General features: G+C 75.2%; 23 protein-coding genes and 1 pseudogene. 9 read left to right on the forward strand and 15 right to left on the reverse strand.

The window, feature by feature from the left end:
• Positions 1–385: 385 nt before the first annotated feature.
• Both AB0399_RS29815 and AB0399_RS29820 read right to left on the reverse strand, forming a co-directional pair.
• Complete coding sequence (locus AB0399_RS29815; protein WP_329367234.1) at positions 386–1,033, reverse strand: LytR C-terminal domain-containing protein; 648 nt, start codon at positions 1,031–1,033, stop codon at positions 386–388.
• A gap of 21 nt (positions 1,034–1,054) precedes the next feature.
• The gene (locus tag AB0399_RS29820; RefSeq protein ID WP_328466369.1) at positions 1,055–1,351 is read right to left on the reverse strand and encodes a type II toxin-antitoxin system VapB family antitoxin; all 297 of its coding nucleotides are present in this window, start codon (positions 1,349–1,351) and stop codon (positions 1,055–1,057) included.
• A gap of 184 nt (positions 1,352–1,535) precedes the next feature.
• On the opposite strand from AB0399_RS29820, the pseudogene AB0399_RS29825 reads away from it, so the two are divergent.
• Together AB0399_RS29825 and AB0399_RS29830 are read left to right on the forward strand one after the other, a co-directional pair.
• Positions 1,536–3,167, forward strand: a pseudogene (locus AB0399_RS29825) (FUSC family protein); the annotation flags it as partial.
• Positions 3,074–3,754 carry a MarR family transcriptional regulator gene (locus AB0399_RS29830; RefSeq protein WP_366413460.1) on the forward strand — a complete coding sequence of 227 codons (681 nt, stop codon included), beginning with the start codon at positions 3,074–3,076 and terminating at the stop codon, positions 3,752–3,754. The pseudogene AB0399_RS29825 and the gene AB0399_RS29830, both read left to right, overlap by 94 nt.
• A gap of 78 nt (positions 3,755–3,832) precedes the next feature.
• Here AB0399_RS29830 and AB0399_RS29835 read toward each other — a convergent pair whose 3' ends face one another.
• The gene (locus tag AB0399_RS29835; RefSeq protein WP_328466366.1) at positions 3,833–4,225 is read right to left on the reverse strand and encodes a VOC family protein; all 393 of its coding nucleotides are present in this window, start codon (positions 4,223–4,225) and stop codon (positions 3,833–3,835) included.
• A 173-nt stretch (positions 4,226–4,398) separates the two neighbouring features.
• On the opposite strand from AB0399_RS29835, the gene AB0399_RS29840 reads away from it, so the two are divergent.
• The 3 genes from AB0399_RS29840 (at position 4,399) to AB0399_RS29850 (ending at position 7,352) form a co-directional block, all read left to right on the forward strand.
• A complete protein-coding gene (locus AB0399_RS29840) occupies positions 4,399–6,132 on the forward strand; it encodes a SpoIIE family protein phosphatase (RefSeq protein ID WP_366413461.1) in 1,734 nt (577 codons plus the stop codon).
• Positions 6,133–6,249: 117 nt separating this feature from the next.
• Positions 6,250–6,717 (forward strand): DUF1992 domain-containing protein, encoded by a 468-nt coding sequence (locus AB0399_RS29845; RefSeq protein WP_366413462.1) that lies wholly within the window; start codon positions 6,250–6,252, stop codon positions 6,715–6,717.
• Between the two features lie 53 nt (positions 6,718–6,770).
• Positions 6,771–7,352: a hypothetical protein gene (locus AB0399_RS29850; RefSeq protein ID WP_366413463.1), complete on the forward strand. Its 582-nt coding sequence runs from the start codon at positions 6,771–6,773 to the stop codon at positions 7,350–7,352.
• Here AB0399_RS29850 and AB0399_RS29855 read toward each other — a convergent pair.
• Positions 7,349–8,407: a hypothetical protein gene (locus tag AB0399_RS29855; RefSeq protein ID WP_366413464.1), complete on the reverse strand. Its 1,059-nt coding sequence runs from the start codon at positions 8,405–8,407 to the stop codon at positions 7,349–7,351. The two genes, AB0399_RS29850 and AB0399_RS29855, sit on opposite strands and share 4 nt — an antisense overlap.
• Positions 8,408–8,725: 318 nt before the next feature.
• On the opposite strand from AB0399_RS29855, the gene AB0399_RS29860 reads away from it, so the two are divergent.
• The gene (locus tag AB0399_RS29860; RefSeq protein WP_366413465.1) at positions 8,726–8,992 is read left to right on the forward strand and encodes a hypothetical protein; all 267 of its coding nucleotides are present in this window, start codon (positions 8,726–8,728) and stop codon (positions 8,990–8,992) included.
• 106 nt (positions 8,993–9,098) lie between these two features.
• Here the strand turns inward: AB0399_RS29860 and AB0399_RS29865 are convergent, their stop codons facing one another.
• Positions 9,099–9,599 carry a DUF5949 family protein gene (locus tag AB0399_RS29865; protein ID WP_329367250.1) on the reverse strand — a complete coding sequence of 167 codons (501 nt, stop codon included), beginning with the start codon at positions 9,597–9,599 and terminating at the stop codon, positions 9,099–9,101.
• A 294-nt stretch (positions 9,600–9,893) separates the two neighbouring features.
• On the opposite strand from AB0399_RS29865, the gene AB0399_RS29870 reads away from it, so the two are divergent.
• Together AB0399_RS29870 and AB0399_RS29875 are read left to right on the forward strand one after the other, a co-directional pair.
• Positions 9,894–10,568 (forward strand): hypothetical protein, encoded by a 675-nt coding sequence (locus tag AB0399_RS29870; protein ID WP_366413466.1) that lies wholly within the window; start codon positions 9,894–9,896, stop codon positions 10,566–10,568.
• A 299-nt stretch (positions 10,569–10,867) separates the two neighbouring features.
• The gene (locus tag AB0399_RS29875; RefSeq protein ID WP_329367254.1) at positions 10,868–11,152 is read left to right on the forward strand and encodes a chaplin; all 285 of its coding nucleotides are present in this window, start codon (positions 10,868–10,870) and stop codon (positions 11,150–11,152) included.
• Positions 11,153–11,262: 110 nt separating this feature from the next.
• Here the strand turns inward: AB0399_RS29875 and AB0399_RS29880 are convergent, their stop codons facing one another.
• On the reverse strand, positions 11,263–12,114 hold the full coding sequence (locus AB0399_RS29880; protein ID WP_366413467.1) for a tyrosinase family protein: 852 nt from the start codon (positions 12,112–12,114) through the stop codon (positions 11,263–11,265).
• Between the two features lie 39 nt (positions 12,115–12,153).
• Positions 12,154–12,603, reverse strand: coding sequence for a tyrosinase family oxidase copper chaperone (locus AB0399_RS29885; RefSeq protein ID WP_329367258.1), 450 nt, complete (start codon positions 12,601–12,603; stop codon positions 12,154–12,156).
• A gap of 331 nt (positions 12,604–12,934) precedes the next feature.
• On the opposite strand from AB0399_RS29885, the gene AB0399_RS29890 reads away from it, so the two are divergent.
• Positions 12,935–14,281 (forward strand): glycosyl hydrolase, encoded by a 1,347-nt coding sequence (locus tag AB0399_RS29890; RefSeq protein WP_366413468.1) that lies wholly within the window; start codon positions 12,935–12,937, stop codon positions 14,279–14,281.
• An 18-nt stretch (positions 14,282–14,299) separates the two neighbouring features.
• On the opposite strand, the gene AB0399_RS29895 is transcribed toward AB0399_RS29890, so the two are convergent.
• The 8 genes from AB0399_RS29895 to AB0399_RS29930 are packed head-to-tail and all read right to left on the reverse strand — an operon-like array spanning position 14,300 to position 24,861.
• A complete protein-coding gene (locus AB0399_RS29895; protein ID WP_366413469.1) occupies positions 14,300–15,583 on the reverse strand; it encodes a GNAT family N-acetyltransferase in 1,284 nt (427 codons plus the stop codon).
• A gap of 2 nt (positions 15,584–15,585) precedes the next feature.
• A complete protein-coding gene (locus AB0399_RS29900) occupies positions 15,586–16,284 on the reverse strand; it encodes a lipopolysaccharide biosynthesis protein (protein WP_366413470.1) in 699 nt (232 codons plus the stop codon).
• An 8-nt stretch (positions 16,285–16,292) separates the two neighbouring features.
• Positions 16,293–17,618 carry a glycosyltransferase gene (locus AB0399_RS29905; RefSeq protein ID WP_366413471.1) on the reverse strand — a complete coding sequence of 442 codons (1,326 nt, stop codon included), beginning with the start codon at positions 17,616–17,618 and terminating at the stop codon, positions 16,293–16,295.
• Entirely contained in the window at positions 17,615–18,397 is a 783-nt protein-coding gene (locus AB0399_RS29910) for a polysaccharide deacetylase family protein (protein WP_366413472.1), read from the reverse strand. Before AB0399_RS29910 ends, AB0399_RS29905 begins: the two co-directional genes overlap by 4 nt.
• Entirely contained in the window at positions 18,394–20,112 is a 1,719-nt protein-coding gene (locus AB0399_RS29915) for a lipid II flippase MurJ (RefSeq protein WP_366413473.1), read from the reverse strand. The genes AB0399_RS29910 and AB0399_RS29915 overlap by 4 nt, the downstream gene beginning before the upstream one ends.
• A complete protein-coding gene (locus AB0399_RS29920; RefSeq protein WP_366413474.1) occupies positions 20,109–21,512 on the reverse strand; it encodes an O-antigen ligase family protein in 1,404 nt (467 codons plus the stop codon). The genes AB0399_RS29915 and AB0399_RS29920 overlap by 4 nt, the downstream gene beginning before the upstream one ends.
• On the reverse strand, positions 21,512–23,614 hold the full coding sequence (locus tag AB0399_RS29925; RefSeq protein WP_366413475.1) for a sugar transferase: 2,103 nt from the start codon (positions 23,612–23,614) through the stop codon (positions 21,512–21,514). The genes AB0399_RS29920 and AB0399_RS29925 overlap by 1 nt, the downstream gene beginning before the upstream one ends.
• Positions 23,611–24,861: a glycosyltransferase gene (locus tag AB0399_RS29930; RefSeq protein WP_366413476.1), complete on the reverse strand. Its 1,251-nt coding sequence runs from the start codon at positions 24,859–24,861 to the stop codon at positions 23,611–23,613. The genes AB0399_RS29925 and AB0399_RS29930 overlap by 4 nt, the downstream gene beginning before the upstream one ends.
• Positions 24,862–24,976: the final 115 nt, after the last annotated feature.

Consider the following 24,976-nt stretch of genomic DNA (forward strand, 5'->3'; position numbering starts at 1 on the left):
GGTTGTCCTCGTAGTGGGCCTACTCGGACAAGCCCGACAACGAAGCGAGCGTGCGTGCCAGGCGCCACGGGCCAGGCGGGACTTCCAAAACACGGACTAGCCGCCGCGGCCGAGCGGACCCTCCCGGGTGCCCCTGTCCTGCCGGTTCAGGGACCACCTGCCGGTAGGGGGCTGGTCGCGCCGTGCCGTCGTGGTGCCGGCCTGCTCCCGGCCGCAGGCCGGTGGCGCGCCCCTGGATCTTGCCCGGGTGCTCCCGGGGCAGGCCCGGTGGGAGCAGCACATACTCAGGGACGCGGGGAACTCCCCCAAAGGGCACGCCCCCAGCGACCAGCCCCGGACCGCGAGGTCCCGCGAACGGCAGGACGGGGCAGCCGGGTGGATCTGCTCAGTTCTTGGGGCTGCACGTCGGCTTGGGCGCCGGCGGATTCGCCGCGACAACCCGCGCCTCCGCCGCCTGCGTGGGCGTCGCCAGCTTCGCGAAGGCGTTGCCGATGAGCACGTCGACCGTCGCCCCCTTCCGCTTGGGGTCGATCTTCACGGCGGAGCCGACCATCTGCGTACCCGCCTCGCGGGCGGCGGCCTCCCCGGCCGGCCCGGAGATGATCAGCGCGGACTGCGTGATCTTCGCGTTGTACTCGTCGGGCGCGTTGCCGAACTTCGCCACCTTGAAGCCGCGGCCGGCGAGCTGGTCCGCGGTGGACTTCGCGAGCCCGCCGCGCGTGGTCGCGTTGAGGACGTTCATCGTCACCTGCGTCGGCTTCGGCAGGGCGATCGGCTTGCCGGTGGCCACCGGAGCGGGTGCGGGCGAGCAGGACGGATGGCTGGGCGCGGCGTTCGCCTTGGCGTCCTTGCTGTCGCCGCTGAAGACATGGAAGAGCTGCAGGGCCCCCCAGCTGAAGAGGCCGAGTACGACAACCGCGGCGATCAGGGCGGCCACGAATCGGCCGCGCCGCCTGGGCGGACGCATACGCGGATACGAGTTACCCGTTACCCGGTACTTCCCGCCCATCCCGGAGGGGGTCAGCATGCTCATGAGCGCAGCGTAAGCGGATTGTCAGTCCATCTCCAGGACCCGGGCGTGCAGCACTTGCCGCTGCTGGAGCGCCGCGCGCACGGCGCGGTGCAGCCCGTCCTCCAGATAGAGGTCGCCCTGCCACTTCACGACGTGTGCGAACAGGTCCCCGTAGAAGGTGGAGTCCTCCGCCAGGAGTGTCTCCAGGTCGAGCTGTCCCTTGGTGGTCACCAACTGGTCCAGTCGCACGGGACGCGGGGCGACGTCCGCCCACTCGCGCGTGCTGACCCGGCCGTGGTCCGGGTACGGCTTCCCGTTTCCGATGCGCTTGAAGATCACACGGAAAGCCTACCGGCCCGGCTTGTCCGGGCGCAGCCACGCCGCAGGGATGGCACGGGACCGAAAGGCCCATAGCCGTACGAAAGGTATCCGGACCTGGTTCCGCCGACCGGGTGAGGGCTGCCGCGCCCGCGGGCGCGGCAGCCATTTATTTTTCGAGTAAAACACTTGGTAAGCTTGTTGGATGAACGGCGCTACCCCCACCCCCCGCTCGCACCGGCCGCGCAGGCTCCCCACCGCCGGTGTACTGCGCCTGGGCAGGACGTCGGACATCTGGTTCAAGCCCGCCACCAGCGCGGTGATCGCCTCGGCGATCCCCAACATCATCCTGCTCTGCCTGGGCCGGCTGGATCTGGCGATGTACACCATGGCCGGCTCGCTCTGCGCCACCTACGCGCACAACCGGCCGTATGCCGGCCGCGCCAGGACTCTGATCGGCGTCGTCCTCGGCATGGTCGGCGGCCTCGCGGTCGCCCTCGTCGTCGCCTCGCTCACCGGCAGCGTCATGGTGCTGATCACCGTCGGCGCGCTGCTCGCCGCGCTGCAGAAGCTGCTCTGCGATGCCACCAGGATCGGCCCGCCCGCCCATGTGATCTTCGCGTTCATCAGTTCGGCGGCCCTGTTCGCGCCCCAGACCCTCGGCCAGGTCCCCGGCCACATCGCCCTCGCCCTGGCATCGGCGGCCCTCGCCTACCTGGTGAGCATGGCCCCCGGGCTGGTCCGGCCGCAGGGCCCCGAGCGCCGCGCGGTACGCGGCGCGCTCCGGGCGGCGGCACGGTACGCGGGACTCCCGGCCGGCGACCCGCAGGCGCGGCCGGCCCGCGCGAACGCGGCCGCCGCCATCCAGACCGGCTGGCAGAACCTGATGATCAGCGGTCGGCGCACCGAGGACCGGCGGGCCCTGGAACGCCTGCTGATCCGCGCCGAGGTCGCGCTTTCCGCTCCCACCCCCGCCGCCCCCGCCCTCCTCAGCGGCTGGGCCGCGCGGCTGCGCGGCACCGGCCCCGTCCCGCGCCCGGCCGGTCCGGTCGACGACACCGAACTCCTCGGCATCGAGACCGAGCTCGCCGCCGCCGCGCCCTCCCTCTGGCAGCGGCTGCGGCCGGGCGGTGTGCTCTTCCCGGTCGCCGTCCGCACCTTCCTCGGCTGCGCGCTGGCCGGCTACGCCTCCTTCGGCCTCGGCGTCGGACGCCCCTACTGGGCCATCGTCACCGCCGCCGCCGTCTCCCAGGCGAACGTCACCCAGTCCTGGCGCCGCAGCATCCAGCGGGTCGTCGGCAACCTGATCGGGGTCCTGGTCTTCGCCGCCGTGGTCCCGCTCACCCACACCGGCGCGACCGCCCTGGTGCTGGTCGCCCTGGCGTTCAACTTCGGCGCCGAGGCCCTCATGCCCCGCAACTACTGGCTGGGCAGCATCTGCGTGACGCCGATGGCGCTGCTGGTCGTCGAGTTCGCCGGGCGCCGGCCGGTCGGTGAGCTCCTCACCGACCGGGTCCTCGACACCCTGGTCGGCGCCGTCGTCGGGGTGCTGGTCAGCATGGCGGTGGTCACCCGCCGCCCCGGCCACCAGCTGCGGACGGCGCTGGCCGGCGCCCGTACCGCACAGCGGCAGGCACGGTCCGCACTCGCCGCCCCGGCGCGAGGGACCCTGGAGGCCGATGGACGGCGGCTGGCCTTCGCCCTGATCGAGCTGCGCCAGGCCAGGGACATCGCGGCCGGCGAGTGGTGGCAGTCCCCGCTGCCCGAGCAGGAGGTGCTGGACGTGGAGCGGGACGGACACCGTACGCTCGCCGAGACGGTACGCGCGCAGGGGCTGGTGCAGGGGCTGGAGGCCGGCGGCACCGCGACCGGTACCGGAGGGAGTGCGGCGGCATGACGGCAGCGAGCGAGGGTGGCCCGGCCGACGACACCGTGGCCGTGGTGGTCCGCCAGTGGCAGACCGTCCGCCCCGACCTGGACACCGCTCCGATGGAGGTCATCGGCCGGATCAACCGCTGCGCCGCGCTCCTCCAGCAGGCCGAGGACGCCCCGCTGCGCCGGGTCGGCCTGACCCGGGCCGAGTTCGACCTGCTCAGCACCCTGCGGCGGACCGGGCGCGAACTGACCCCCGGCGAGCTGGCCCGGGAGACCTTCTCCTCCGGCGCGGCCGTGACCAAGCGGCTGAAGCTGCTCGGCGAGCGCGGCTGGGTGGAGCGCCGCAGCGACACCAGGGACCGCAGGGTCGCCCGGGTACGGCTCACCCGCAGCGGCGGCGAGCTGATCGACTCGGTCGTGCCCGACCAGCTGCGCTACGAGCGGGTCGCGCTCTCCGGCCTCCCGGACGGCGACCAGCGGCAGGTCGCCGCGCTCCTCGCCGAACTGCTGGTCCAGCTGGAGGGACGGCTCGGGGTGCCCCCGGGCTGACCCGGGCGGCTCCGGGCCCGATGACGACTCCGGCTCAGGCCCCGGCCGTCAGGGTCCGGGCCGTCAGAATCCCGGCCGTCAGAGTCCGGGCCGGTACCGCAGCGGATGGTCGGCCGGGACCTCCACCAGGACGATGCGATGGCCGTCGGGGTCGGTGATCCACATCTCGATCAGCCCCCAGGGCTCCTGGCGCGGCTCCCGCACGATCTCGGCGCCCCGGGCCCGCAGCTCCCGGTGGGCGGCCTCGACGTCGGGAACCTGGAGCCAGAGGCGCAGGGTGTCGGCGGGGGCGGCGTCGCAGCGCCCGGACACCTCCAGGAAGCCGCCGCCGAGGAAGTAGACCGTGCCCCGCTCGGGGCCCTCGCCGAACTCCCGGTACACCTCCAGGCCCAGGACGTCGCCGTAGAAGCGGCGGGAGCGGTCCGGGTCGGCGGGCCGCAGAAGGGTCCGGCTGCTGAGTACATGCACCATGCCGCCACCCTAGAGACCGGTACGCCGGAGAGCCGTACGCAGCGGGCGTCCGCGCGGACCCGTGTGCCGAGGGCACCGCTCCGGGCCCCGCTCCGTACGCACCCCCTTGAATCGCCGATCCGGCGACCTGCGGGCAGGGTGGAGCTACGACCCGACCCGGAGGAGGGACGCCGATGCAGCCCGACGTTCCGGGGCCCGGCAGCGCGGTGTGGCAGATGCTGCTGGACGGCACGCAGGCGGGTGTGGCGCTGCTCGACCCCGATCTGCGGTACCTGTACGTGAACCCGGCGCTGGCGCGGATGAACGGGGTGGAGGTCGACGCGCACGTCGGCCGGCGGATCGTCGAGGTGGTGCCCGGGGTCGACGTCGACGAGGCGATGATGCGCGCGGTGCTGGCGGACGGCCGGCCGCGCGAGCTGGACTCCAGCGGCCAGACCAGGGCGGGCTCCGCGCACGCCCGGCGGCACTGGCGCGGCAGTTGCCACCGGGTCCTGGACGGCGGGCGGGTGCTGGGCCTGGGCCTGGTGCTGATGGAGGTGAGCGCGGACCGGGAGACGCGGCGGGAGCTGGAACGGGCCAGGGAGCGGCTGCTCGTGCTGGACGCGGCGGCGATGCGGATCGGCTCCACGCTGGAGATGGAGCAGACCTGCGAGGAACTGGCGGACCTGCTGGTCGAGGTGCTCGCGGACATGGCGACGGTGGAGGTGCTGTCCAGCGGGACCGGGGACGGCCGCCGGCCGCCGCCGGACGGCACGGCACGGCTGCGCCGGTCCGCGATGAGCGCCCGCCCCGCACTGCGCGAGGTGGCGCCGAGCTTCGGCGCGCCCGGCACGTACGTCGACTACCAGCCCGGCTCGGCGATCCCGCGCTGCCTGGAGACGGGCTGCCCGATCGTGATGAACCTGCTGCCCGACGAGGAGCTGAGCAGGTCCGCGCCGAACGCCGAGCGGGCCGCGGCCTACCGGGCGGCGGGCATCCACTCCGGGCTGATCGTGCCGCTGGCCGCGCGCGGCCGGCAGATCGGCACGGTGACGATGATCAGGGCCGGGTCGTCGCCCGGTTTCGACGACGAGGACGTGGCCGTCGCCCGCGCGCTCGCCGAGCGGGCCGCGATCAGCCTGGACAACGCCCGCCGCTACACCCGGGAGCACGGCATCGCGGTGGAGCTGCAGCGTGCGCTGCTGGCCGCGCCGACCACCCCCAACCCTCGGGTCGACGTCGCCACCCGTTACCTTCCGGCGGGCGCCAACGACCTCGTCGGCGGCGACTGGTTCGACACCCTGGCGCTGCCCGGCGGGCTGACGCTGCTGGCGATGGGCGACGTGATGGGCCACGGGGTCGGCGCGGCGGTCGAGATGAGCCACTACCGGTCCATGCTGCGGGTCGGCGCCGGCGAGGGGGACGCGCCGGACCGGGTGCTGAGCCGGATCGACCGGCTGCTGGCGGCCGGGGGCGCGGAGCGGCCCGCGACCTGCCTGCTGGGGATCGCCGATCCGCTGCGCGGCGCCGCGTGGTTCGCGAGCGCCGGCCACCTGCCGCCCGCGGTGATCGCCCCCGACGGCAGCGTGACGCTGCTGGACGTGCCGCCCGGCCCGCCGCTGGGCGCGGACCTCGGCGGGGAGTACGACACGGTGTACGCGCCCTGGCCGCCCGGGCACACGCTGCTGCTGTACACCGACGGGCTGGTGGAGCGGCGCGGCGAGGACATCGACGTGTCGCTGGGCCGGCTGGCGGGATTGCGGCTGCCGCACGCGGGGGACTCCCCGACGCAGCCAGGGGGAGGGTCGTTGGACGCGCTGCTGGCGCGGGTGGTGCACCGGCTCGCGCCGGCCGTGGCCGAGGACGACGTGGCGCTGCTGGCCGCGCGGGCGGTGCCGGGACACGGGCCGAGGACGGAGAGGTCGTAAGGCCCGTACCCCTGGAGGCCACCCCTTACCGCGCGGCCGGGTGGGCTTGTTAGCCTCGAAGGTGCACACCGTTGGTGCCCGGCGACCCCGAGTCGAGGCGTATCGAGGAGTGGACGCATGACCGAACGCAAGCCGCCAGGAGTCTCCTTCGAGACCTGGGCCGACCGGCAGATCCGCGAGGCGGAGGAGCGCGGCGACTTCGCGAACCTGCCCGGCCGCGGGAAGCCGCTCGCCTCGCTGAACACCCCCTACGACGAACTGTGGTGGGTCAAGGGCAAGATGCAGCGCGAGGGACTGTCCTTCCTGCCGCCGTCGCTGGTGCTGCGCAAGGAGGCCGAGGACGCGGTCGCCGCCGTCGCCGAGGCGCGCTCCGAGCGGCGGGTGCGGCAGATCATCGCGGCCGTCAACGAGAAGATCGAGGCCGCGATCCGCCGCCCGCCGCAGGGACCGCCGCTGAACCTGCGCCCGTTCGACATCGAGCAGGTCGTGGCCGAGTGGCGCGAGCGCCGCGCGGGCGACGGGGGCACCGGCGACGGCGGCGCGGGCGACAGGGGTACGGGCGACGGGCGGGGGCCCGCGGACTGAGCCCGGCGGACGGGGTGTTCCGGCTGCCCGTACCGCCCTGATAGGCATGGCCCGTGCGATTCGACGCGGTACCCAAACCGCCGCCCGTCGAGGCCAGACCGCGGGACGAGCGCGGCTATCCCGTGCCCGCGATCACCCCGTGGCTGGACGAGCGGCCGCAGTTCGCGCTCACCGACCACGAGCGCAGCGCCGACTGCGCCCGGCAGCGGCTGTGTTCGGTGTGCGGCACCCGCATGCCGCGCGGCACCGTGTGGCGGGTGGTGGGCGCCGCCGAGGCCGAGGCGATCGCCGACGCGCGCGCGGCCGCCCGCCCGTACCGCAACCTCGCGCCGACCACCGAGGGCCCCGGGCACCGGGCGTGCATGCTCTACGCCTCGATGGTCTGCCCCTACCTGGCCCGCCCCAACGCCCGCCGCGGCACGGACGCCGAGCGCCCCGACGACATGACGGCGCATGTCGTACGGGGCGCGGTGCGCGGGGTGCTGGGCGCGGTGGTCGGCTTCGCGGAGTACGAGTTCGCGGTCACCGGGGCCCGGACCCTCTTCCGCTTCCTTGACGTGGTGGAGTTCCTGCCGCACGAGACGGCCGACACCCACCTGGCCGCGCTGCGGGCCGAACTGGGCTCGCCGGCCTAGGAGTTCCGGAAGGCCGGCAGTCCCCGGTAGCCGGAGATCCGCTGCGGGGTGCCGGAGCCGTCGGTGCGGACCTCGACGATGCCGTCCGGGGTGCGGGCGGCGATCAGGTCGCCGGTGGGCGCGAACGCCGGCTCGGTGTAGTCCGTGGTGGCGTGCGGGGTGAGGTCCTTGTACGCCGGACCGCTGTCCGTGGACTCCTCCAGGAACAGGTGGTCGTGGCCGTCCACGGAGCGGACGAAGGCGATGGCCTCGTCGTCGGCCCGCGACATCGCCGGTTCTGAGCCGTCGGTGAGCGCCGAGCCCTGCTGCCGGAGGTTGTCGTCGCGGATGTAGACCTTGCCGCTGTCGGCGTTGGCGTAGGTCGCGGCGCCGGCCGTGCCCGCGTTCGGCCAGACGTTGCCGGTGGTCGGCAGCGGGTCGGGGTGCTCGCCGGCCATCTGGTTGAGGCTGATCGGCCGCGGGGTGCCGCCGGTGGCGGGGACGCTCTCCAGCTTCGTGGTGGAGCCCGACCGCACGGCGAACATCAGGTTGTCCAGCGCGGGCATGCCGTCGGCGGGGTCCGCCTTGCGGGTCTGCCAGGTCGGGTGCGACCAGGTCTGCCCGCCGGGGTTCTTCGCCGCGATCACCCGGCCGGTGCCGTCGGGGTTGCTCACCGCCAGATCGCCGTCGCCGTCCACGAACGCGGCCCGGCGGCCGTCCGGGGACCAGGCGAGGTCGCGCACCAGGGTGCCGAAGTCGACGCGGGTGCCGTTCATGACGACGTAGCGGCTGCCGTCGCTGATGGTCAGGCCGTTGTGCGCGGTGCCGTTGAGAGGCGAGGCGGAGGTGACCGGCTTCGCGGTGACGGTCGGGCTTCCGGTTCCGCCGCTTCCGCCGGTTCCGCTGCCGGTGGTCGCGGGCGGGGTGGTGCCGTCCGCGGTGGGGTCGTCGGGGCCGCATCCCGTCAGCAGCAGGGCGGCGCCCGCGGTGAGGCCCGCGGTCAGGGCGACGGCGGTGGCGGTACGGCGGCTACGGCCGCGGCTGCGGCTGCGGCTGCGGCGAGTGGACGCGGGCATCTCGGTTCCCCCATGAACGATGAGACGGTGCGGCGGTGGTGTGCGAACCGCTGTGAGGGCAGCGTGACAAGCCAACGTCGCCGCGCTGTGCGGTAGTTGTCACGGCCCGGCAACACCGCGGCGCGCCGTGCCCCTCCCGTCCCGCGGGTCGCCGGGGCCCCTCCGCTGTCACCGCCGGCCTTCATCGCTCACCGCCGCGCGGCCGGATGCGGCCGGACGGGTGCGACGCTCCACCTGAGCGGGTGAACGCGGTGGACGGGGGCTGACGGTGGGCGTCCCGGGCGTGCCCTGGGGGCGGGCTCGGACGTTGTACCGGCCATGAACGTATTCCGCATCCTCACCACCGCCGCGGCCGGCTCCTTCGTGCTCGCTGCCGCCGCGGCGCCCGTCGTACAGGCCGCCGACCTCAGCTCCACCCTCTCGAGCACCGCGGTGACCGCCTCCGACACCGGAGTGCAGGCCGGCAGCGTCGCCGGCGGGGTGGTCCAGCAGTCCGGGGTCGGCCCGAAGGTCGCCGCCGTGCAGAAGGCCGTCAAGGCCGGGTCCGACGCGGTGAGCGCGGGCAACCAGCTGGTCAACGGCTGACCGTCGCCCGCAGCTCCGCCCGGGTGGCACCGCCACCTCACCGCGTACCTCGTACGATCCGCGAGGAAAGGGGCGCCCCCTCCGGGGCGCCCCTTTGCGTGGCCGCTCAGCCGCGCAGGCTGCCGACCGGGACCGTGAAGTGGGCCGCGCTGCCCAGCACCTCCTCGTCGGCGGCGAACGCGCGCAGCTCCTCCTCCGTGACCTCGGTGCCCGGGACCGCCTCGGGCCACGGGCGGCTGGCCAGGATCACGTAGACCGACGTGCGGGCGCGGGCCGCGGCCGTCCACTGCTCCGGCACCGGGCAGGTCACCTTCAGGTAAGGCATCGTCAGCACCGCCTTGCCGCCCTCCACGAGCAGCCCCACCTTCACCTTCGGAGCCTGCGCGATGTCCAGGATCGCGCCGCCCACCGGCAACCCGATCTCCTCGGCCGCCTCGAGCACCGCCTCCTGCCCGGCTGCCGGGCCGTCCACCCCGTCGCCGAGGGAGTAGGCCAGCAGGAACGGGGTGTCCTGGCCGTCCTCGTGGCTGCCGGCCCACGGGATCACCACGAGGGTGCCCAGCCGGCTCTGGAGTGACGACGCGGACGCGGTATTGGTCTGGCTCATGGGCCGGACCCTAACGGGCTACCGGCCCCGCACCCCGCCGATGTCACCTCAGCGGGGGACCCCCGGGCACAGGATTCGCCCGTTCGTGGAGCGGTCCGCCCCGGGCGCGCACCCCAACGGAGTATCCCGGCCGGGTGGTGGGCGAATCGCCGAACCCCCCGCGTTCGCAGTCGACTTGCGCCGGTGTCGGGTCGTGGGCCCCGAGGCCGCGAGGACGCTTCGGTTGCGGGAGCAGGTGCCGCTTTCCACGGTGGTCGAGGTAGCAGACTTGCCCCCACGAAGGGAAAACGTTCCATGCACAGCCACCGCACCACTGGTCTGGTCGTCTCCGCCGCGCTCGTGGCCGCTCTTGCGGGCGGCGCCGTCGGCACCGCGTCCGCCGAGACCCCGCACCACCACGCCGCCGCCCAGCCCACGGCACCCAAGGCGCAGGCCGACGCGGCCGCGGTGCTCGCCCAGGCCAAGACGCTCGGCAACCTGGGCGGCGTGCTCGCCCCGGTCACGACGCTGGTCCAGGACGCGCTCGCCACGCCGGTCTCGAAGGACAAGGTGGCCTCGGACGCGACCGCCGCGACGGCCGCGATCACCGCGGCGAAGAAGGCCCTCCCGGCGACCCCGGCGACCCCCAACGCCCCGGCCGCGCCCAACGCCCCCGCGGCGCCCAACGCCCCCGCCGCGCCCAACGGTTCGGCCGCCGCCACCCGGGCGGTGCACCCGCGGGCCGCAGCCGATGTGCAGGCCGACGCCCTGACCGCGCTCCAGACCGCCGTGGACTCGCTGAGCAAGGCCGTCGCCTCCGGCGACGCGACCGGCGCGCTGGCCGCCGGCACCGCGGTCGTCACCGGCCTGGTCAACGTCGCCGTCGCCACCGTGCTCGGCGGCGGCCTGCCCGCGCCCAACCTGCCGGGGCTGCCGGCCCTCCCCTCGCTGCCGTCCACTCCCACACTCCCCACCACCCCGACCCTGTGACCCCACGCCCGGCCCTCCCGCCGCGCTGACCGCGGACACCCGGCCCGCCGTCCGTCCTCGTCAGAAGGAACGGGCCGCGGGCCGCGTGTGTGCCCGCCCCCGCGTCAATTCACCTCCTCGGCGTATTACGCGGGCGGCGCGCCCCAATTCCCGCGCCGGCCGCGCTTCCAAACCGAGGAACCCTCACCGATTCGGCCCAACCTGCGTGACCATTACCGGTCCCCGGCCGTTGCCCAAGGCGTCAATAGCCGCAGCGTTGCGGCAATTCTCATCTCGTATGACGTCTCAGGGAGATCTTGATGTCGCGTATCGCGAAGGCCGCGGCCCTCACCGCCGCCGCAGGTGCCGCGCTGGCCGCTGGTGCGGGTGTGGCTTCGGCCGACGCCGGTGCCGGAGCCGCTGCGGTCGGTTCGCCGGGTGTCGTGTCCGGCAACGTCGTCCAGGTGCCCGTGCACGTTCCGGTCAACATCTGCGGCAACACCGTGGACGTCATCGGCCTGCTCAACCCGACGTTCGGCAACCAGTGCGAGAACGACTCCTCGCACGGTGACAGCAACGGGGGCAACGGCGGCGGCCAGTACTGAGTTCCTCGCACCGCCGTACGGCCTCCGCCTCCGCACGAGGCGGGGGCCGTACGCGTGATGCGGCAGGTGCGGCAGGTGCGGCAGGGGCACGCCTGGCGCACCCCAGGCCGTCACTCGTAGGTGTAGTACTTGCGGTGGTCCAGTACCACCGACGGCTTCACGTTGAACGGGGGCATCGGCTCGGTGAGGCTGATCACCCGGCCGTGCTCGGGGTCGCCGGCGCTCAGCGGCTTGGCCGGCAGGAAGCCGGACTTCGGGTGCAGCCGCTGCCAGCGGGTCCAGATCAGGTCGATGAAGGCGTGGTGCAGCCAGAAGATCGGGTCGTTCGGCGAGGACCCGCCGGTCATGTGCCCGCCGACCCACTGGTGCACCCGGTTGTGCAGGTAGCCGCCCTTGGCGTCGCTGACCACCCACCCCTCCATCTTGTTGCGCAGCCCCTTCGTGCTCGGCGCGGAGTTCCACGGCGCGGTGTCGTAGGTCGCGATCTTCAGCGCGTCATTGACCTCGGCGGCGGTCGGCAGCACGATCGGCCGGTCCGGGCGGCCCATGTCGCGGGTCAGGTACTTCTCCCGCGTGACACCGAAGGTGATCGGCCAGTTGCCGCCCTGGTAGGCGAACGGGCCGGTCATCACCTGCCCGTCGCTGGAGCGGCCGTTGCCTCCCATGAAGTCCGCTTCCCACAGCGCCGACGTCTCGGAGCGGTCCACGGTCCAGTCCCAGTACGGGATGGTGACGTCGGGGTCGATCATCCGCAGTTCGTGCTCGAAGACCAGCAGGAACTGCCGGTGCCAGGGGAAGAACGTCGGGGCCATGTGCGCCACCCGCAGCCCGGTCTCGCCGTCCGCGCTGAAGTACTGCATGTGCAGTTTGACGTACTTGTCGTACCCGCCGTTCCGCTTGAGCTGCAGCACGGCCTGCACGAAGCGCGAGCGCTGGTCGCTGGTCAGATTCCGCTGGTTCATCCGGGTGTACACAGGTGCGGTCCCTCGACGCTCGGCGGGTCAGTGATGGTGCGCGGCGGCCGCATCGGCCAGCTCGGCGCTCCCGATGACGTCGACCGCGCCCCGGGCGGTGGCCAGCGGCGTCGGATACGGCTGGAAGTGGTTGGCCATGCTGACGAAGCTGCCGTCGTACCTGCGCATGGCGCCGAGCGGACGCCCGTCGATCAGCAGCAGCAGGCCGCTGGGATCGCCCGAGGGGAAGCCCTGGATGCGGCGGCCGCGGTAGACCTCGTCGAACAGCGGCGAAGCCACCTCGTCCAGCAGGGAGTCCGATCCGTCGCCGTCCGCCCCCGGTCCGCCGCCCTTCCCGTCCTGCCCGCCTGCCCCCTGCGCGGCGGCGCGCGAGGTCGGCTGCCCGGCGGCGAGCATCGGACGCAGCCCGGCCGCGGTGCCCGACACGGCGGCCGCGGCGATCAGCCCGGTCCTGAGCACTCTTCTGCGTGACGGCATGCCCGGCTCCTCTCGTCGGCACTCGGCCGCGGCTCATCTTGCCCCGTGCGGCGGGGAATCCCGGGATCGCGGCCGGTGGTCGGCAACGACGATCCGGAAGTTCACCTGACCGGGTGATATCACCAGCGGCTCGCGGCCGCTATTGACGGGTGAGAGGATTCCTTTGCGGGCAAGGGAGTTCGGGGAAGAGGGCGAGAGAACAGGCCCACCCGAAGTCCGCGGCACGGTCACGACCGAGCTGTCGAATCCGCGCGCGCCATTTATTCGTACGTTATGACTGACGGTCAGGCGGCGCGTCCGGCGCGCCTTTGCCGTCGAACGAGGAGTGGCCATGGCCGAGCGACACCACTGGTGGGTGCGGGGGAGCGTCGCGGCGGCCACGGCCGCGGTGCTGCTGTCCGGGGTGGCGGCGACCGCGCTCGGCGACGACTCCGCCGGGCGGCTGCTCGGTCTGCCCGCCTACGGGAACCCGGTGGCGGTCCCCCTGCCGTCCGCGTCGGGCACGGCGACCCGCACCCCTTCCGTCCCGCCGAGCGGACCCGCGGCCTCGGCCGACGGGCTGCCGCCGATGGGCGCCTTCACCGACTCCGGCAGCAAGGGCGTCCAGAGCCTCGGCGGGCTGGAGAACTGGCTCGGCGGCACCCGGGTGAACGTCGGCCACACCTACCTGCCGGGCGACAACTGGGACAGCATCGAGGGCGACGACGACCTGCTCCAGCCGTGGGCCGCGTGGACCCGGGCCGAGCCCGGCCGGCTGTTCGTGCTCAACGTGCCGATGCAGGCCGACAACGAGGGCCACGTCCCCGACGACCAGGTGCGCGACCTGATCGAGCAGGGCGCGAGCGGCGCCTTCGACGCGCACTTCACCCAGCTCGCCCGGCGGCTGGTCCGGCTCGGAGTCCCCGACACCGTGATCGTGCTCGGCTGGGAGATGAACGGCACCACCTACACCCACCGCTGCGGCCCGGACCCCGCGGGCTGGAAGGCGTACTGGAACCGGGTGGTCACCGCCATGCGCGCCGTGCCCGGCCAGCACTTCCGCTTCGACTTCGCCCCCAACCGCGGCCGGGACGCGATCGCCTGGACCACGTGCTACCCCGGCGACTCCACCGTCGACGTCATCGGCATGGACTCCTACGACCAGCCGCCCGGCACCGACTTCCACGAGCAGGTCACCGAGCCGTACGGCCTCCAGGCCCAGGTCGACTTCGCCGCCGCGCACCGGAAGGCGATCTCCTACCCGGAGTGGGGTCTGTTCAGGAACGGCGACGACGCCGACTACATGAGCCTGATGCTCACCTGGATCATCACCCACCACCCGCTCTACCAGACGATCACCGACTACTGCCCGCACGGCGTCTGGCAGTGCGACCAGAACCCCAACGCGGCGAAGGTGTACCGGGCGCTGCTCTTCGGCCGGAAGATCGCCACCCCCGCGTCCGCGTCCCCCAGCCCGGCCCCCACCCATGGCACCGGTTCCCCCGGCACCGGCACCGCGCCCACGTCCGTGCCCGTCGAGACCTGCGTGCCGATGCCGCTCAGCGAGGTGATGAAGCAGTCCTACGCCAGCGGGCAGGTGTGCGTACGGCTCAAGCCGCGCAGGTCGGCGCCGGCTGCCCCCGCGGCTCCCGCCCCGCCCGCGGCCACCCCGTCCCCCGGGCCGACCAGCGCGCTGTGAGGGGGTCCGGCGGGCGGCCTACCGCCGGCGCCTGCGGCGTACCTCCCGCAGCCGGACCCGGGCCGCGGTCAGGGCCCGGCGGGCCAGGAGGGACGGCAGGGCGCGGCGGGTGCCCAGCAGGAGCCGGGAGTTGGGGACCGAGAGCGGACGCCAGTGGGCTTTGTGCGGTTCGGCGCCCCGCATCATGCTGAGGACGGGGCGGTCGCCGGCCGTGGTGAGACGGGCGCCGTGCCGCATCAGCAGGGTGTTGAGGTCGACCTTCGCCGAGTGCAGGGCGGCGAAGTCGGCGCCGTAGAGGTAGCCGCCGGCCAGGGTCGGTGACAGGACGGTGAGGTTCGCGGCGACCACCTCGCCGCCGATCCGGAACTCGGTGAGCCGGGCCTCGCCGGACTCGGTCATCCGGGCGCAGGCGCGGCCGAGATGGGCGGCGAAGCGGGGGCGCAGGTGCTCGGGGGTGACGCCCCGGCCCTCCCACTGGGCGGTGTGCAGCCGCAGTATCGTGCCGATGGCGGCGGGCACGTCGGCGGCGGGCACGTCGTGTTCCTCGATGCCCGAGGCGTCGATCTTGCGCAGATGGGCGCGGATGCGCTGGCCGCGCGAGCTGCCCACCCGGGCGATCAGGCCGGGCATGGGCCCGCCGGGCAGCTCCAGGCACTCGGAGTCGGCGAGCCGCCGCTTGGGGCCGGGCCACAGGGCGTACACCCGCTCGGCCGCCGCGCCCGCCGGCACCTCGCGCAGGTCCACGACCCCGCCCCGGGCGGCCCGGCGCATCCCGCGGACGAGGGCGGCGGCCACCGGGTCGCCGCGCCGGGCGCCGTCACCCGTACGGTCCGTACGGTCCGCGCCGGGTTCGGTGTCCGCTTCGGTGCCTGCTCCCGCGGTGCCGGGGGCGATGAGCACGTCGGAGTAGTCCGTGATGGCGCCGCCGAGCGGCACGAGCGCGGGCAGCGGGCGGTAGGTGCGCATCAGCGCGACCGCGCCCACCAACTCGCCCTCCCGGCGGCCCTCTTCGGTCCCGCCGCTCCCGCCGCGCCGGACCAGGACGACCCGCAGCCGGCCTTGCCGCCCGTACGACAGCCACCAGGAGTGCAGCCAGGCGTGGCTCTGGAACGGGGTGGCGCGGGGGCAACTGCGGTGCAGCCGGGTCCACTCGGGCGCGAGCGCGGCGAACTCGTCGGGGTCGCGGCAGATGCGCACGTCGAGTGTGCCGAGCGGGTCGGGCGCACCGGCTGCGTCCGCCGCGCTTCTGGGGTGCGGCGGGCGGACGGCGGCCGGCGGCGCCGCGGTGTCGGGGCCTTCCACCGTCACACCGCCGCCCGCTCGGGCCGGGGCTCGGACGAGGACGGCGAAGCGGAGGCGGACGGGGCGGCGGACGGCGACGGGAGCGGGGTGCGGGCCGGGTGGGCGGCGTCCTCCTCGCGCCTGGGCCGGACCAGGAGGACGAGCGCGCCGAGCAGCCCGCCCGCGCTCGCGCCGACCGCGCCGGACAGCGCCGCCGACGGGGAGGACGGCGCGGCGGGCGCGGCGGCGGGCGAGAAGAGGAGCAGGCGGACGCCGGTGCTGTCCGAGTCGCGGTTGCCGGTGGCGGCCAGCGAGCGGGCCACGCCGTTGGCGATGGAGGCGGCGGTGCCGGCCTTGGACGAGCTGCCGGTGACCGAGATCATCGGGGCGTCCGGCGACGTCGCCGCCTGGACATGGCTCTTCAGGTCCCCGGCGGCGGTGTGGGTGGCGGCCTGCGCGCCGGCCAGCACCGCGGAGCCGGTGACGATCCGGCCGTACGCCTGGGCGAAGCCGAGCGCGGTCGGCGAGTCGGTGCCCTGCCGCGGTACGACCATCACGTAACTGGTCGCGGCGTACTGCGGGGTGGCCACCAGGCCGTACCCGATGCCGCCGAGCAGGCCGATGCCGATGCCGAGCGGCAGGGGCAGCCAGCGCGGCACCGCGCGTCGCGGCGTGCGCCGCCCGCGGTCCTGCGGGTCGTTGATGTCGTCCGTGTGGGTCACGGTGTGTCTCACTTCTGCGCGGGTGTCGGGGTGGTGGGTTCGGCGGCGGCCCCGGGTACGGTGCCGGGCGCCTGCCGGGAGGCCGGCGGGGCGGCCTGCTGCGCGGGCGGTTGCGGAACCGGCGCCGCCGCCTGCTGCGAGAGCGGCTGCGCGGCCTGCTGCGAGACCGGTCGCGGCGCCGGCTGGGAACCGGCGGCCCGGGCCGGGCGCGGTACGGTCGCGGCCGGACCGGACCCGCGCCGCCGCAGGCCCCGCCGCTCGCCCGCCTGCGCGTACAGCGCCATGACGCGCTGCGCGGTGCGGGCGATGTGGTAGTACTCGACCGCCGCGGGGGCGGGCAGCCGGCGCGGCCCCGCGCGGTGCTCCGCGGCCAGGGCGGCGGGCAGTTCGCCGAGGTCGATCCGGCAGGCACCGGGCGCGTCCTCGGCCGGCACGTCCTCCACGGCGGGGCAGGCCGTGTAGAGCGCGGGCAGTCCGGCGGCCAGCGCCTCGACCACCGCGAGCCCGAACGCCTCCTCGGCGGAGACCGAGACGAACAGGTCCATCGCGGCGAGCAGTCCGGGCACCTCCGGGCCGCTGGAGTCGGCGACGTGCACCCGGTGCTGGAGGTTCAGGTGGTGCACGAGCCGCAGCAGCGGCACCCGTTCGGGGCCGTCGCCGGCGAGCAGCAGATGCACGTCCGGGACCTCGGCGACCGCCCGGATCAGCGCGTCGAACCGCTTGCCGGGCACCTGCCGCCCCACCCCGCCGACCACGTACGCGCCGACGGGGATACGGAGCCGGGTCCTGGCCTCGGCGCGTACCTCGGGGTCGAAGCGGAACCGGTCCGGGTCGATGCCGTTGGGCGCGAGGTGCACCCGCGCCTCCGGCACGCCCCAGTACACCAGCCGTTCCGCGACGGTCGCCGAGACCGCGAGGGTGCCGTGGCCGAGCCGCTCGGTGGCCCGGTACAGGGTGCGGGTGCCCAGGCCCAGCGGCCGGCCCTCGATCTGGGTGGCGCCCAGCGAGTGCTCGGTGGCCACGACGGTGTGCACCCCGGCCAGCCGCGCGGCGATCCGCCCGTAGACGCAGGCCCGGTACAGGTGGGTGTGCACCACGTCGTAGTGGCCGGCCCGGATGAAGCGGGTGAGGCGCGGGAGCACGCCGACATCGCGGTTGCCGGTCATCCGCAGGTCGTGCACGCGCACGCCGTCGGCGCGGATCGCGTCGGCCACCGGGCCGGGGTCGGTGAGCGTGGCCACCTCGCACTTGGCGTCCAGGTGCCGCAGCAGCAACCGGAGTTGCTGCTCGGCGCCGCCGACGTTGAGGCCGGTGATGACGTGCAGGACCTTCATGCGTCGCCTCCTTGTGGCACGGCGGGGAGGGTGGCGAGCTCGGCTCGCCGCAGCCGGTGCAGCAGCCGTTTGGCATGCAGCCGGGGGGAGTTGTCGGCCTGGCCGACGTAGGTGCGCGGCAGGGCGTGGCCGCAGGCGACCGGCCCGGGGTCGACCGCGCAGGCGTAGTCGTATCCGGCCCGCCGGGTGGCGAGCGCGGTGCGCGGGTCGACCGCGCCGTAGGGGTGGCAGAAGCCCGCCGGGGCGGTGCCGGTGATGTCGGTCAACAGGCTTCTGCTCTCGGTCAGTTCGAGGTCGAGATCGGCGTCGTCCAGAGCGGTCAGGTCGCGGTGCAGCAGGCCGTGCGAGCCGATCTCCATGCCGGCGGTGTGCGCGGCGCGGATGCCGTCGGCGGTCAGCAGCGGCTTGCGCGGGCCGTCCGGGTCCCAGGCGTTGGTGCCGCCGAGCCGGCCGGGCAGCACGAACACGGTGGCGGTGTGGCCGTGCGCGCGCAGCAGCGGCACCGCGTCGGTGAGGAAGTCGGCGTAGCCGTCGTCGAAGGTCAGCCCGACCAGCCGGCCGGCCCGGCCGCGGGCGCGGGCGGCGAGCAACTGCCGCATGCCGACGCCGGTCAGGCCGCGCCGCCGCAGCCAGAGCAGCTGTCCGGCGAGCCGCTCCGGGGTCACCGTGACCAGGTAGGGGTCGCCGGCCCGGCGGTCGCCCACCGAGTGGTACATCAGCGTCCAGGGCGCCCGGCGGCCGGCGTGGACGCCCGCGGGGGCAAGGAGGTCAGCGGTCATGGGCGGCCCTTCCGTGTGACGGTGGCGAGCAGGTACGGGACTTCGGGCACCCGGGCGGCGAGCGCGGCGCCGGCGAACACCACCGGCACCGCCACCGCGCAGGCGGCCGCGGCCACCGCCGGGTCCGGCAGCCGGTGCGCCAGCGCCCAGCCGGCGGCCGTGGCGCACAGCGCGGCCAGCGCGATCCGCCCGATCCGGGGCGCCACGGCGGCGACCCGGACGGCGACGGTGTGCGCGCCCAGGCCCCGCAGCAGCAGGGCGGCGGTCACGGTGATGCCCAGCGCGTTGCCGGCCGCGATGCCGTACGCGCCCCACGGCCCGACCGCGGCGGCGTCCGCGGCCGCGGTGACCGCCAGCCCCAGCCCCATCGCGGCGGCCGGGTACCAGGTCGGGCCCGCCGCCGAGAAGTACGGCCGGACCAGTGCCCCGACCAGGCTCTGACCGAGCAGGCCGAGCGCGTAGACCCGCATCACCGTGGCGGTGTCCGCGGTGTCGACGGCGGTGAACTCACCTCGCTGGAAGAGGACTTCGATGATCTGCGGGGCACAGGCGATGACGTAGGAGGTGCCGAGCAGCACCACCAGGCAGGCGAGCGCGAGGTCGCGCTCGACCCGGCGCCTGGCCTGCTCGCGGTCGCCGTCGGCCAGCGCGCGCGACAGCACCGGGAAGGTGACCGTCACGATCATCACCGACAGTGACATCGGCAACTGGGCGACCTTTTCCGCGTAGTTGAGGTGCGAGATGGCGCCCGCGGGCAGCGGGGCGGCGAAGAACCGCTCGACCAGCACCTGCGCCTGGCGGCTGAGCGTGAAGACGATGACCGGCGCGAGCAGCGCCAGGCCGAGCGGGTTGTCCGGGCGCGGCCCGGCCGGTCTGGTCGGCGTGGACCGCAACACCCTTAGGAAGGACGGCAGTTGCGCCGCGATCATCAGCGCGCCGCCGACCGCGACCCCGGCGGCGGCCGCCCGTACCCCGAACCTGCCGTGCAGCGCGAAGAGCACGGCGACGATGCCGGTGTTGTACGCCACGTAGATCGCGGCGGGCGCGGCGAAGCGGCGGTGCGCGCGCAGCGCGGCGCTGAGGTAGCCGGCGACGCCGAAGGTGAGGACGGTCAGCGCGGTCAGCCGGGTGCAGGCCACCGCCGTGGCCGGGTCGGCGATGCCGGGGGCGAGCACGTGTACGACCCAGGGGGCGCCTGCCGCGAGCGCCGCGGTCAGCAGCGCCAGGGCGGCGAGCAGGCGCGGCAGGCTGCCGCGGATCAGGGCGTGCGGGCCCTCGCCCCGGGCGAGGGCGGCGCTGAACGCGGGCACCATCAGCAGGGCCATGGCGTCCTCGATCAGGACGGTCGCCGCGATCTCGGGGATGGTCCACGCGACGAGGAACGCGTCGCTCTCCGCGCCCGCGCCGAAGAGGTGGGCGATGCCCTGGTCGCGGACGAGGCCGAGGACGGAGCCCGCGATGCTCAGCCCAGCGGTGGCCGCGGCAGCGTGGGCCATCCGGGAGGAGGGCTCCCGGGCCGGGCCCGGGTCGCGCGGCCGGGGCGGCGGTACGTCGATCGGCTCGGGCGGGGGCGCCCACACGTCGGGGGGCTCGGTGCCGGGGTACGCCAACACGGCCGGCGGGCACGCGGCTTCGGGTGCGTCGGCAGGGTGGGTCCAGACGTCCTGAGGGGTGCCCCGGGCGCCTTTGACGAACCCTGCTTCCCTGTCGTTCATCGGGCGGGCTCGTCCGTGGAGTTGAGCGACCACCAGGCGGTGAGGCCGAGCAGGACGGCGGTGAGGGGGGTGGAGGGGCCGCCGATGTCGGCGTAGAGGAAGTCGACGGCCTGCCAGAGGAGGAGGCCGACGGCGGCGAGGCCGGGGGCGATGGCGGTGCGGGCGTGGAAGGCGCCGCGGGTACGGAAGGCGCGCCGGGCGCGGTGCAGGCGGGCGGCGCCGCCGGCCAGGAGGGCCGCCCAGGAGCCGGTGAGCAGGCCGCAGCCGATTAGGCCCTGCTCGGAGAGGGCGAGCAGGTACATGTTGTGCGGCGAGAGCAGGGGCTCGCGGGTGAAGGTCTGCCCGGCGCCGGCGGTGTCGCTGCCGGAGTCGAGGGCGAGCGAGGCGTGGGAGTCGCGCTCGTCGGGGAAGCGCTTGAGGCCGACACCGGTGGCGGGGTGCTCGCGCCACATGGACAGCGCCGCCGACCAGAGGGTGTAGCGGTCGGTGACGGACTGGTCGGGCGCGTCGGTGACCTGCGTGATGCTGGCGAGCCGCTGGGTGATCAGCTGCGATCCGACGCCGACCCCGCCGACCAGCAGCACCGCACAGGCGGCGAGCACCGCGAAGACGCGTACCGCCTGCCGCCATCCGGCGAGCAGGGTCATCGCGGCCAGCGCGAGCGCGGTGGCGATCCACGTGCCGCGGCTGAAGGAGACGGTGAGCGGCACCAGGAGCAGCGCCGCGCACGCCGCCGCCCCGGTGCGGACCGCGCGGCGGCCGGGCGCGAGGGCGTAGCCGACCGAGATGACCAGCCCGTACGCGACGACCGTGGCCATGCCCATGATGTCGGAGGGCCCGAACGTGCCGACCGCTCGGATGTCCTCGCCCTGGTACGAGGCGCCGGTCGCGGTGGCGTACTGCCACACGCCGATCCCGCCCTGGACCAGGGCGAGGGCGACCACCGCGCCCGCGACCACGGCGAAGTCGCGCCGGTCGCGCAGCAGGAGCACCAGCGCGGCCGGCACGAGCACGAACACCTGGGCGTAGCGCACGAATCCGGTCACGCCGGCACCGGGGTCGGGCGAGGCGATCGCGGCGACCGCGAAGCCGACGACGGGCGCGCCGAGGACGATCGCCGCGGCCGGGCTGAGCAGGCGCCGCCGGTCGCGCAACAGGCGTACGGCGCAGGCGAGTACGAGCACGGCGGAGGCGGCGTCGGCCGGTGTGACCTTGCCGGAGGTGCTGACGTTGCCCGGGGCGACGGGCGCGGCCAGCAGCGCGATGGTGGCGACGGCGGGCAGCAGGTGCGCGTACGACGCGAGATGACGCAGCGTCAGGTGGTGTCGTACGGCGCCGTCGTGGCGGCCGGCGGGGCCGGCGCCGCGGGTGCGGCCGGACGGCGCGAGGGTCAGGGTCATCAGCTACCGCCGAACCGGAAGAGCGAGGTCGCGGTGCGGACGAGGATCGCGACGTCCTGCCACAGCGACCAGCTCTCGATGTAGTGGTTGTCGAACCTGGCCCGGTCCGGGATGGAGGTGTCGCCGCGCAGACCGTTCACCTGGGCGAGGCCGGTGATCCCGGCGGGCATCCGGTGCCGGTCCTGGTAGCCGGGCAGCTCGGCGCTGAACTTCTGCACGTAGAAAGGGCGTTCGGGGCGCGGGCCGACCATGCTCATGTCGCCGCGCAACACGTTCCACAACTGCGGCAGTTCGTCGAGCGAGGTGCGGCGCAGCAGCCGGCCGACGGTGCTGGTGCGGCTGTCGTGCGCCACGCTCCACAAGGTCGCTGCCTCGTGGTCGTCGGCGGGGCGCAGGGTGCGGAACTTCAGTACGGTGAACGGCCGTCCGCCCAGCCCGATCCGCTCCTGCCGGAACAGCACGCCGGGGCCGTCCGCGAGGCGCACGGCCAGCGCGCAGCCGGCCAGGATCGGGGCCGCCGCGGTCAGCGCGAGTCCGGCGAGCACGATGTCCAGCGCCCGCTTGCCGTACGGCCGTTGCCGGGTCCTGTCGGTGAACGGGCGGTAGGCGTAGCCCCACAGGTGGGCCGGCTCGATCCGCCCGGCCCCGCCTGGTCCGCTGCCGGGTCGCGGTCCGTCCTGGTCGGCCTGCCAGATCCGGCAGCCCCGCGCGGCCAGCAGTGCGACGGCCTCCGCCGTGGCGGGCCCGGCAGGCCCGACCACGACCACGTGCCGTACCGCGTCGCGCACGGCGACCCGGGCGATGTCCGCGGCGGCGGTCACGGCGAGGCGCGGGATCGACGCGAGGGCGGGGCCGGTGTCGGCGGTGCTTGCGTCGGGTGCGCCGTGGGTGGGGACCGGGACGGTGTCCTGGACGGCGAGGGGGACGGACGGCGAGGCCGAGGGGTGCGGCGGGACGTCCACGCGTGCGCCGGCCGGGCCGAACGAGGCCGTCTCCAGGGTGGGTTCGGCGCCGAGGGCCGCGAAATCGGCGGCGGTGAGGCCGTGTTCGGCGGGACCGCCGTGGTCCGCCGGGGTGGCGACGGCCACCGGGGCGAGGCCGTACTCGGGGTGGGCGCGCAGTGTCGCGGCGAGTTGCTCGGCCGCGTTCGGGGCGCCGACGACGAGGGTCGGGGCGGGTGCGCGGCGGGCGCGGGTGCGGTGCAGGCGATGGACGAGGGCACGCAGGGCGACGGCCACGCAGCCGGTCAGCGCGGTGGCGTCGAGGAGTTCGGGCCAGCTCAGCGCGCCGCGCGGCTCGGTCGCGGCGGTCGCGGCGGCGGCCAGGCCCCAGCCGAGCACCGTGCCCAGTGCGATGGCGGGCACCTCGTCCAGCGCGGTGGGTGTGAGCCCCGGCCGGTAGAGGCCGGCTCTTCGGTGGGCGGCCAGCAGCACGCACAGCAGCACCGCGGGCAGCACGGGCGCGCCGAAGGGCCCGACCGCGCAGAGCCCGACCAGGCCGGCGAGGCAGTCCGCCGCGGCGAGCACGACGCCCGGCGACAGCAGCCGTTCGGCGCTCGACGGCCTTTCCTGCGAGGCGGGTTCGGCCGGGCGTCCGGGGGTGGCGGGGTGCCGGCCCGGGGCCGCGTCGGGCTCGGGCCACGTGCCGGCGGCGGGCCGGATCTGCGGCTGGGGGACGACCACCCGCAGGTCGGCGTCGGAAGCACGGTCGGCCGCCGCGGTCTGCCACCTGCCCGGGTCCATCGCCGTCTGCGACGCCTGCGCTGTCTGACCCGTCTGTCCCGGCTGGGCTGCCTGAGCTGCCTTGGCGGTCCGGCCGGGGCGGGCCGCCCGGGTCGCCGTGCGGCCGTTCCCGGACCCGGCCTGCCCGGGTCCGGCCGGTGCGGCGGAAGGAGCGAAGTCGCCGAAGGGGGCGCCGGGTCCGGCCGTGGCACCGTAGCCCGCGCCGTATCCCGCGTCGCCGTATGCCGTATCGCCGTACGCGGCGTCGCCGTAAGCCGCGTCACCGTACGGCGGCAGGCCGGTCTCGGGCCAGGGCGGCGGGGCGGCGGCCTCGGGGAGGGCGGAGTGGTCCGGGGTCGAGGGGCGGTTCACGCGGTTCACCGGGCGGGCACCTCGACCTCGCGGTCCGGGTGGGTGGCCGGGGAGTTCGCGCCGGGCCGCGCCGGGTGCGGTGCGAGGGCCGTGTAGAGCGCGCCGACGGCCGCCGCGGACACGCGTACGTCGTGGTGCGCGCGGACGTGGGCGAGGGCGCGCAGGCCGGCGGCGGCACGGGTCGCCGGGTCGGTGAGCAGCCGCAGCAACGCGGCCGCGAGCGGCGCCGGTTCGCCCGGCGGCACGACGCACAGCTCGGTGTCGGCGGCCGGCACGCTCTCCCGGGCGCCGTCGACGTCGGTGGCCACCACCGGCCGCGCGCACGCCATCGCCTCCAGCGGGGCCAGCGCCATCCCCTCCCACCGGGAGGGCTGCACCACGACGTCGGCGGCCTGGTACCAGGGCAGCGGGTCGGCCGCGTTCCCGGCGAACAGCACACCCGGGGGCGCGTCGCCCACCAGCCGCTGCCGGTCCGGGCCGTCGCCGACCAGCACCAGCCGGGCGGCGGGCAGCCGCGCGGTCACCTCGGGCCAGGCCCGCAGCAGGACGTCCTGTCCCTTCTGCGGGCACAACCGCCCGACGCAGACCACCACGGGCGCGTCGGCGCCGAGGTCCGCGAGCGAGGGCAGCGCCTCCCGCGCGGAGGCCGGCCGCAGCGGCGGCCGGAAGTGCTCGGTGTCGATGCCGTTGGGCACGACCGCCCACGCGGCGCGCACCCCGTGCCGGGCCCCCGAGTCGCGCTCGGCGCCGCTGACGCACAGCACGCGGTGCGTCCAGCGGGTGGCGGCGCGTTCCCAGCGCAGCACCGCCCAGGCGGTCGGGCCGGACACCGCGTCGTAGGACCAGGCGTGCGGCTGGAAGACGGTGGGGACGCGGCCCCGGGCCGCCAGCCGGCCGGCCAGCCCCGCCTTGGAGCTGTGCAGGTGCAGCAGGTCGGGGCCGACCGCGCGGATCACCCGGGCGAGGGACCGTACCTCGGCGGGCAGCGAGCGGCCGGGCGCACGGCGGGCGGGCCAGGCCACCACCTCGGCGCCACCGTCGGCGGCGGCCGGACCGAGGTCGCCGCCGGGCGGGCAGGCCACCACGACCCGTGCGCCCCGCGCCGCCTGCGCGCGCACCAGGTCGGCGACGACACGGGCCACCCCGCCGTCCACCGGCTGCGCGACGTGCAGCACCGTCAGCCCGTCGAGCCGGGCTTCCCCGGCCGCTGCGGTCCCCGTCGTCAACGGGGCCTGGTCGTCATGGTCTTGCGGCATCGCGCGCCGTTCCCTCTCTCCGGGACCCGGGGAAGTCCGAAGTCCGGTCGGTACCACGGCCCGGCGATCGGCTCCGGCTGATCGCCCGGAGCGCTGGACCAACCTTGATCAACGG

The sequence above is a fragment of the Streptomyces sp. NPDC088194 genome (assembly GCF_040702025.1).
Lineage (GTDB): Bacteria > Actinomycetota > Actinomycetes > Streptomycetales > Streptomycetaceae > Actinacidiphila.

Excerpts from the sequence above, each read along its gene's own strand:
- AB0399_RS29905 (WP_366413471.1), bottom strand. The coding sequence starts at position 17,618 with ATGAAGGTCCTGCACGTCATCACCGGCCTCAACGTCGGCGGCGCCGAG.
- AB0399_RS29870 (WP_366413466.1), top strand. The coding sequence starts at position 9,894 with ATGCACAGCCACCGCACCACTGGTCTGGTCGTCTCCGCCGCGCTCGTG.
- AB0399_RS29930 (WP_366413476.1), bottom strand. The coding sequence starts at position 24,861 with ATGCCGCAAGACCATGACGACCAGGCCCCGTTGACGACGGGGACCGCA.
- AB0399_RS29835 (WP_328466366.1), bottom strand. The coding sequence starts at position 4,225 with ATGGTGCATGTACTCAGCAGCCGGACCCTTCTGCGGCCCGCCGACCCG.
- AB0399_RS29910 (WP_366413472.1), bottom strand. The coding sequence starts at position 18,397 with ATGACCGCTGACCTCCTTGCCCCCGCGGGCGTCCACGCCGGCCGCCGG.
- AB0399_RS29880 (WP_366413467.1), bottom strand. The coding sequence starts at position 12,114 with ATGAACCAGCGGAATCTGACCAGCGACCAGCGCTCGCGCTTCGTGCAG.
- AB0399_RS29815 (WP_329367234.1), bottom strand. The coding sequence starts at position 1,033 with ATGAGCATGCTGACCCCCTCCGGGATGGGCGGGAAGTACCGGGTAACG.
- AB0399_RS29845 (WP_366413462.1), top strand. The coding sequence starts at position 6,250 with ATGACCGAACGCAAGCCGCCAGGAGTCTCCTTCGAGACCTGGGCCGAC.
- AB0399_RS29855 (WP_366413464.1), bottom strand. The coding sequence starts at position 8,407 with ATGCCCGCGTCCACTCGCCGCAGCCGCAGCCGCAGCCGCGGCCGTAGC.
- AB0399_RS29885 (WP_329367258.1), bottom strand. The coding sequence starts at position 12,603 with ATGCCGTCACGCAGAAGAGTGCTCAGGACCGGGCTGATCGCCGCGGCC.
- AB0399_RS29890 (WP_366413468.1), top strand. The coding sequence starts at position 12,935 with ATGGCCGAGCGACACCACTGGTGGGTGCGGGGGAGCGTCGCGGCGGCC.
- AB0399_RS29915 (WP_366413473.1), bottom strand. The coding sequence starts at position 20,112 with ATGAACGACAGGGAAGCAGGGTTCGTCAAAGGCGCCCGGGGCACCCCT.
- AB0399_RS29875 (WP_329367254.1), top strand. The coding sequence starts at position 10,868 with ATGTCGCGTATCGCGAAGGCCGCGGCCCTCACCGCCGCCGCAGGTGCC.
- AB0399_RS29865 (WP_329367250.1), bottom strand. The coding sequence starts at position 9,599 with ATGAGCCAGACCAATACCGCGTCCGCGTCGTCACTCCAGAGCCGGCTG.
- AB0399_RS29840 (WP_366413461.1), top strand. The coding sequence starts at position 4,399 with ATGCAGCCCGACGTTCCGGGGCCCGGCAGCGCGGTGTGGCAGATGCTG.
- AB0399_RS29860 (WP_366413465.1), top strand. The coding sequence starts at position 8,726 with ATGAACGTATTCCGCATCCTCACCACCGCCGCGGCCGGCTCCTTCGTG.
- AB0399_RS29920 (WP_366413474.1), bottom strand. The coding sequence starts at position 21,512 with ATGACCCTGACCCTCGCGCCGTCCGGCCGCACCCGCGGCGCCGGCCCC.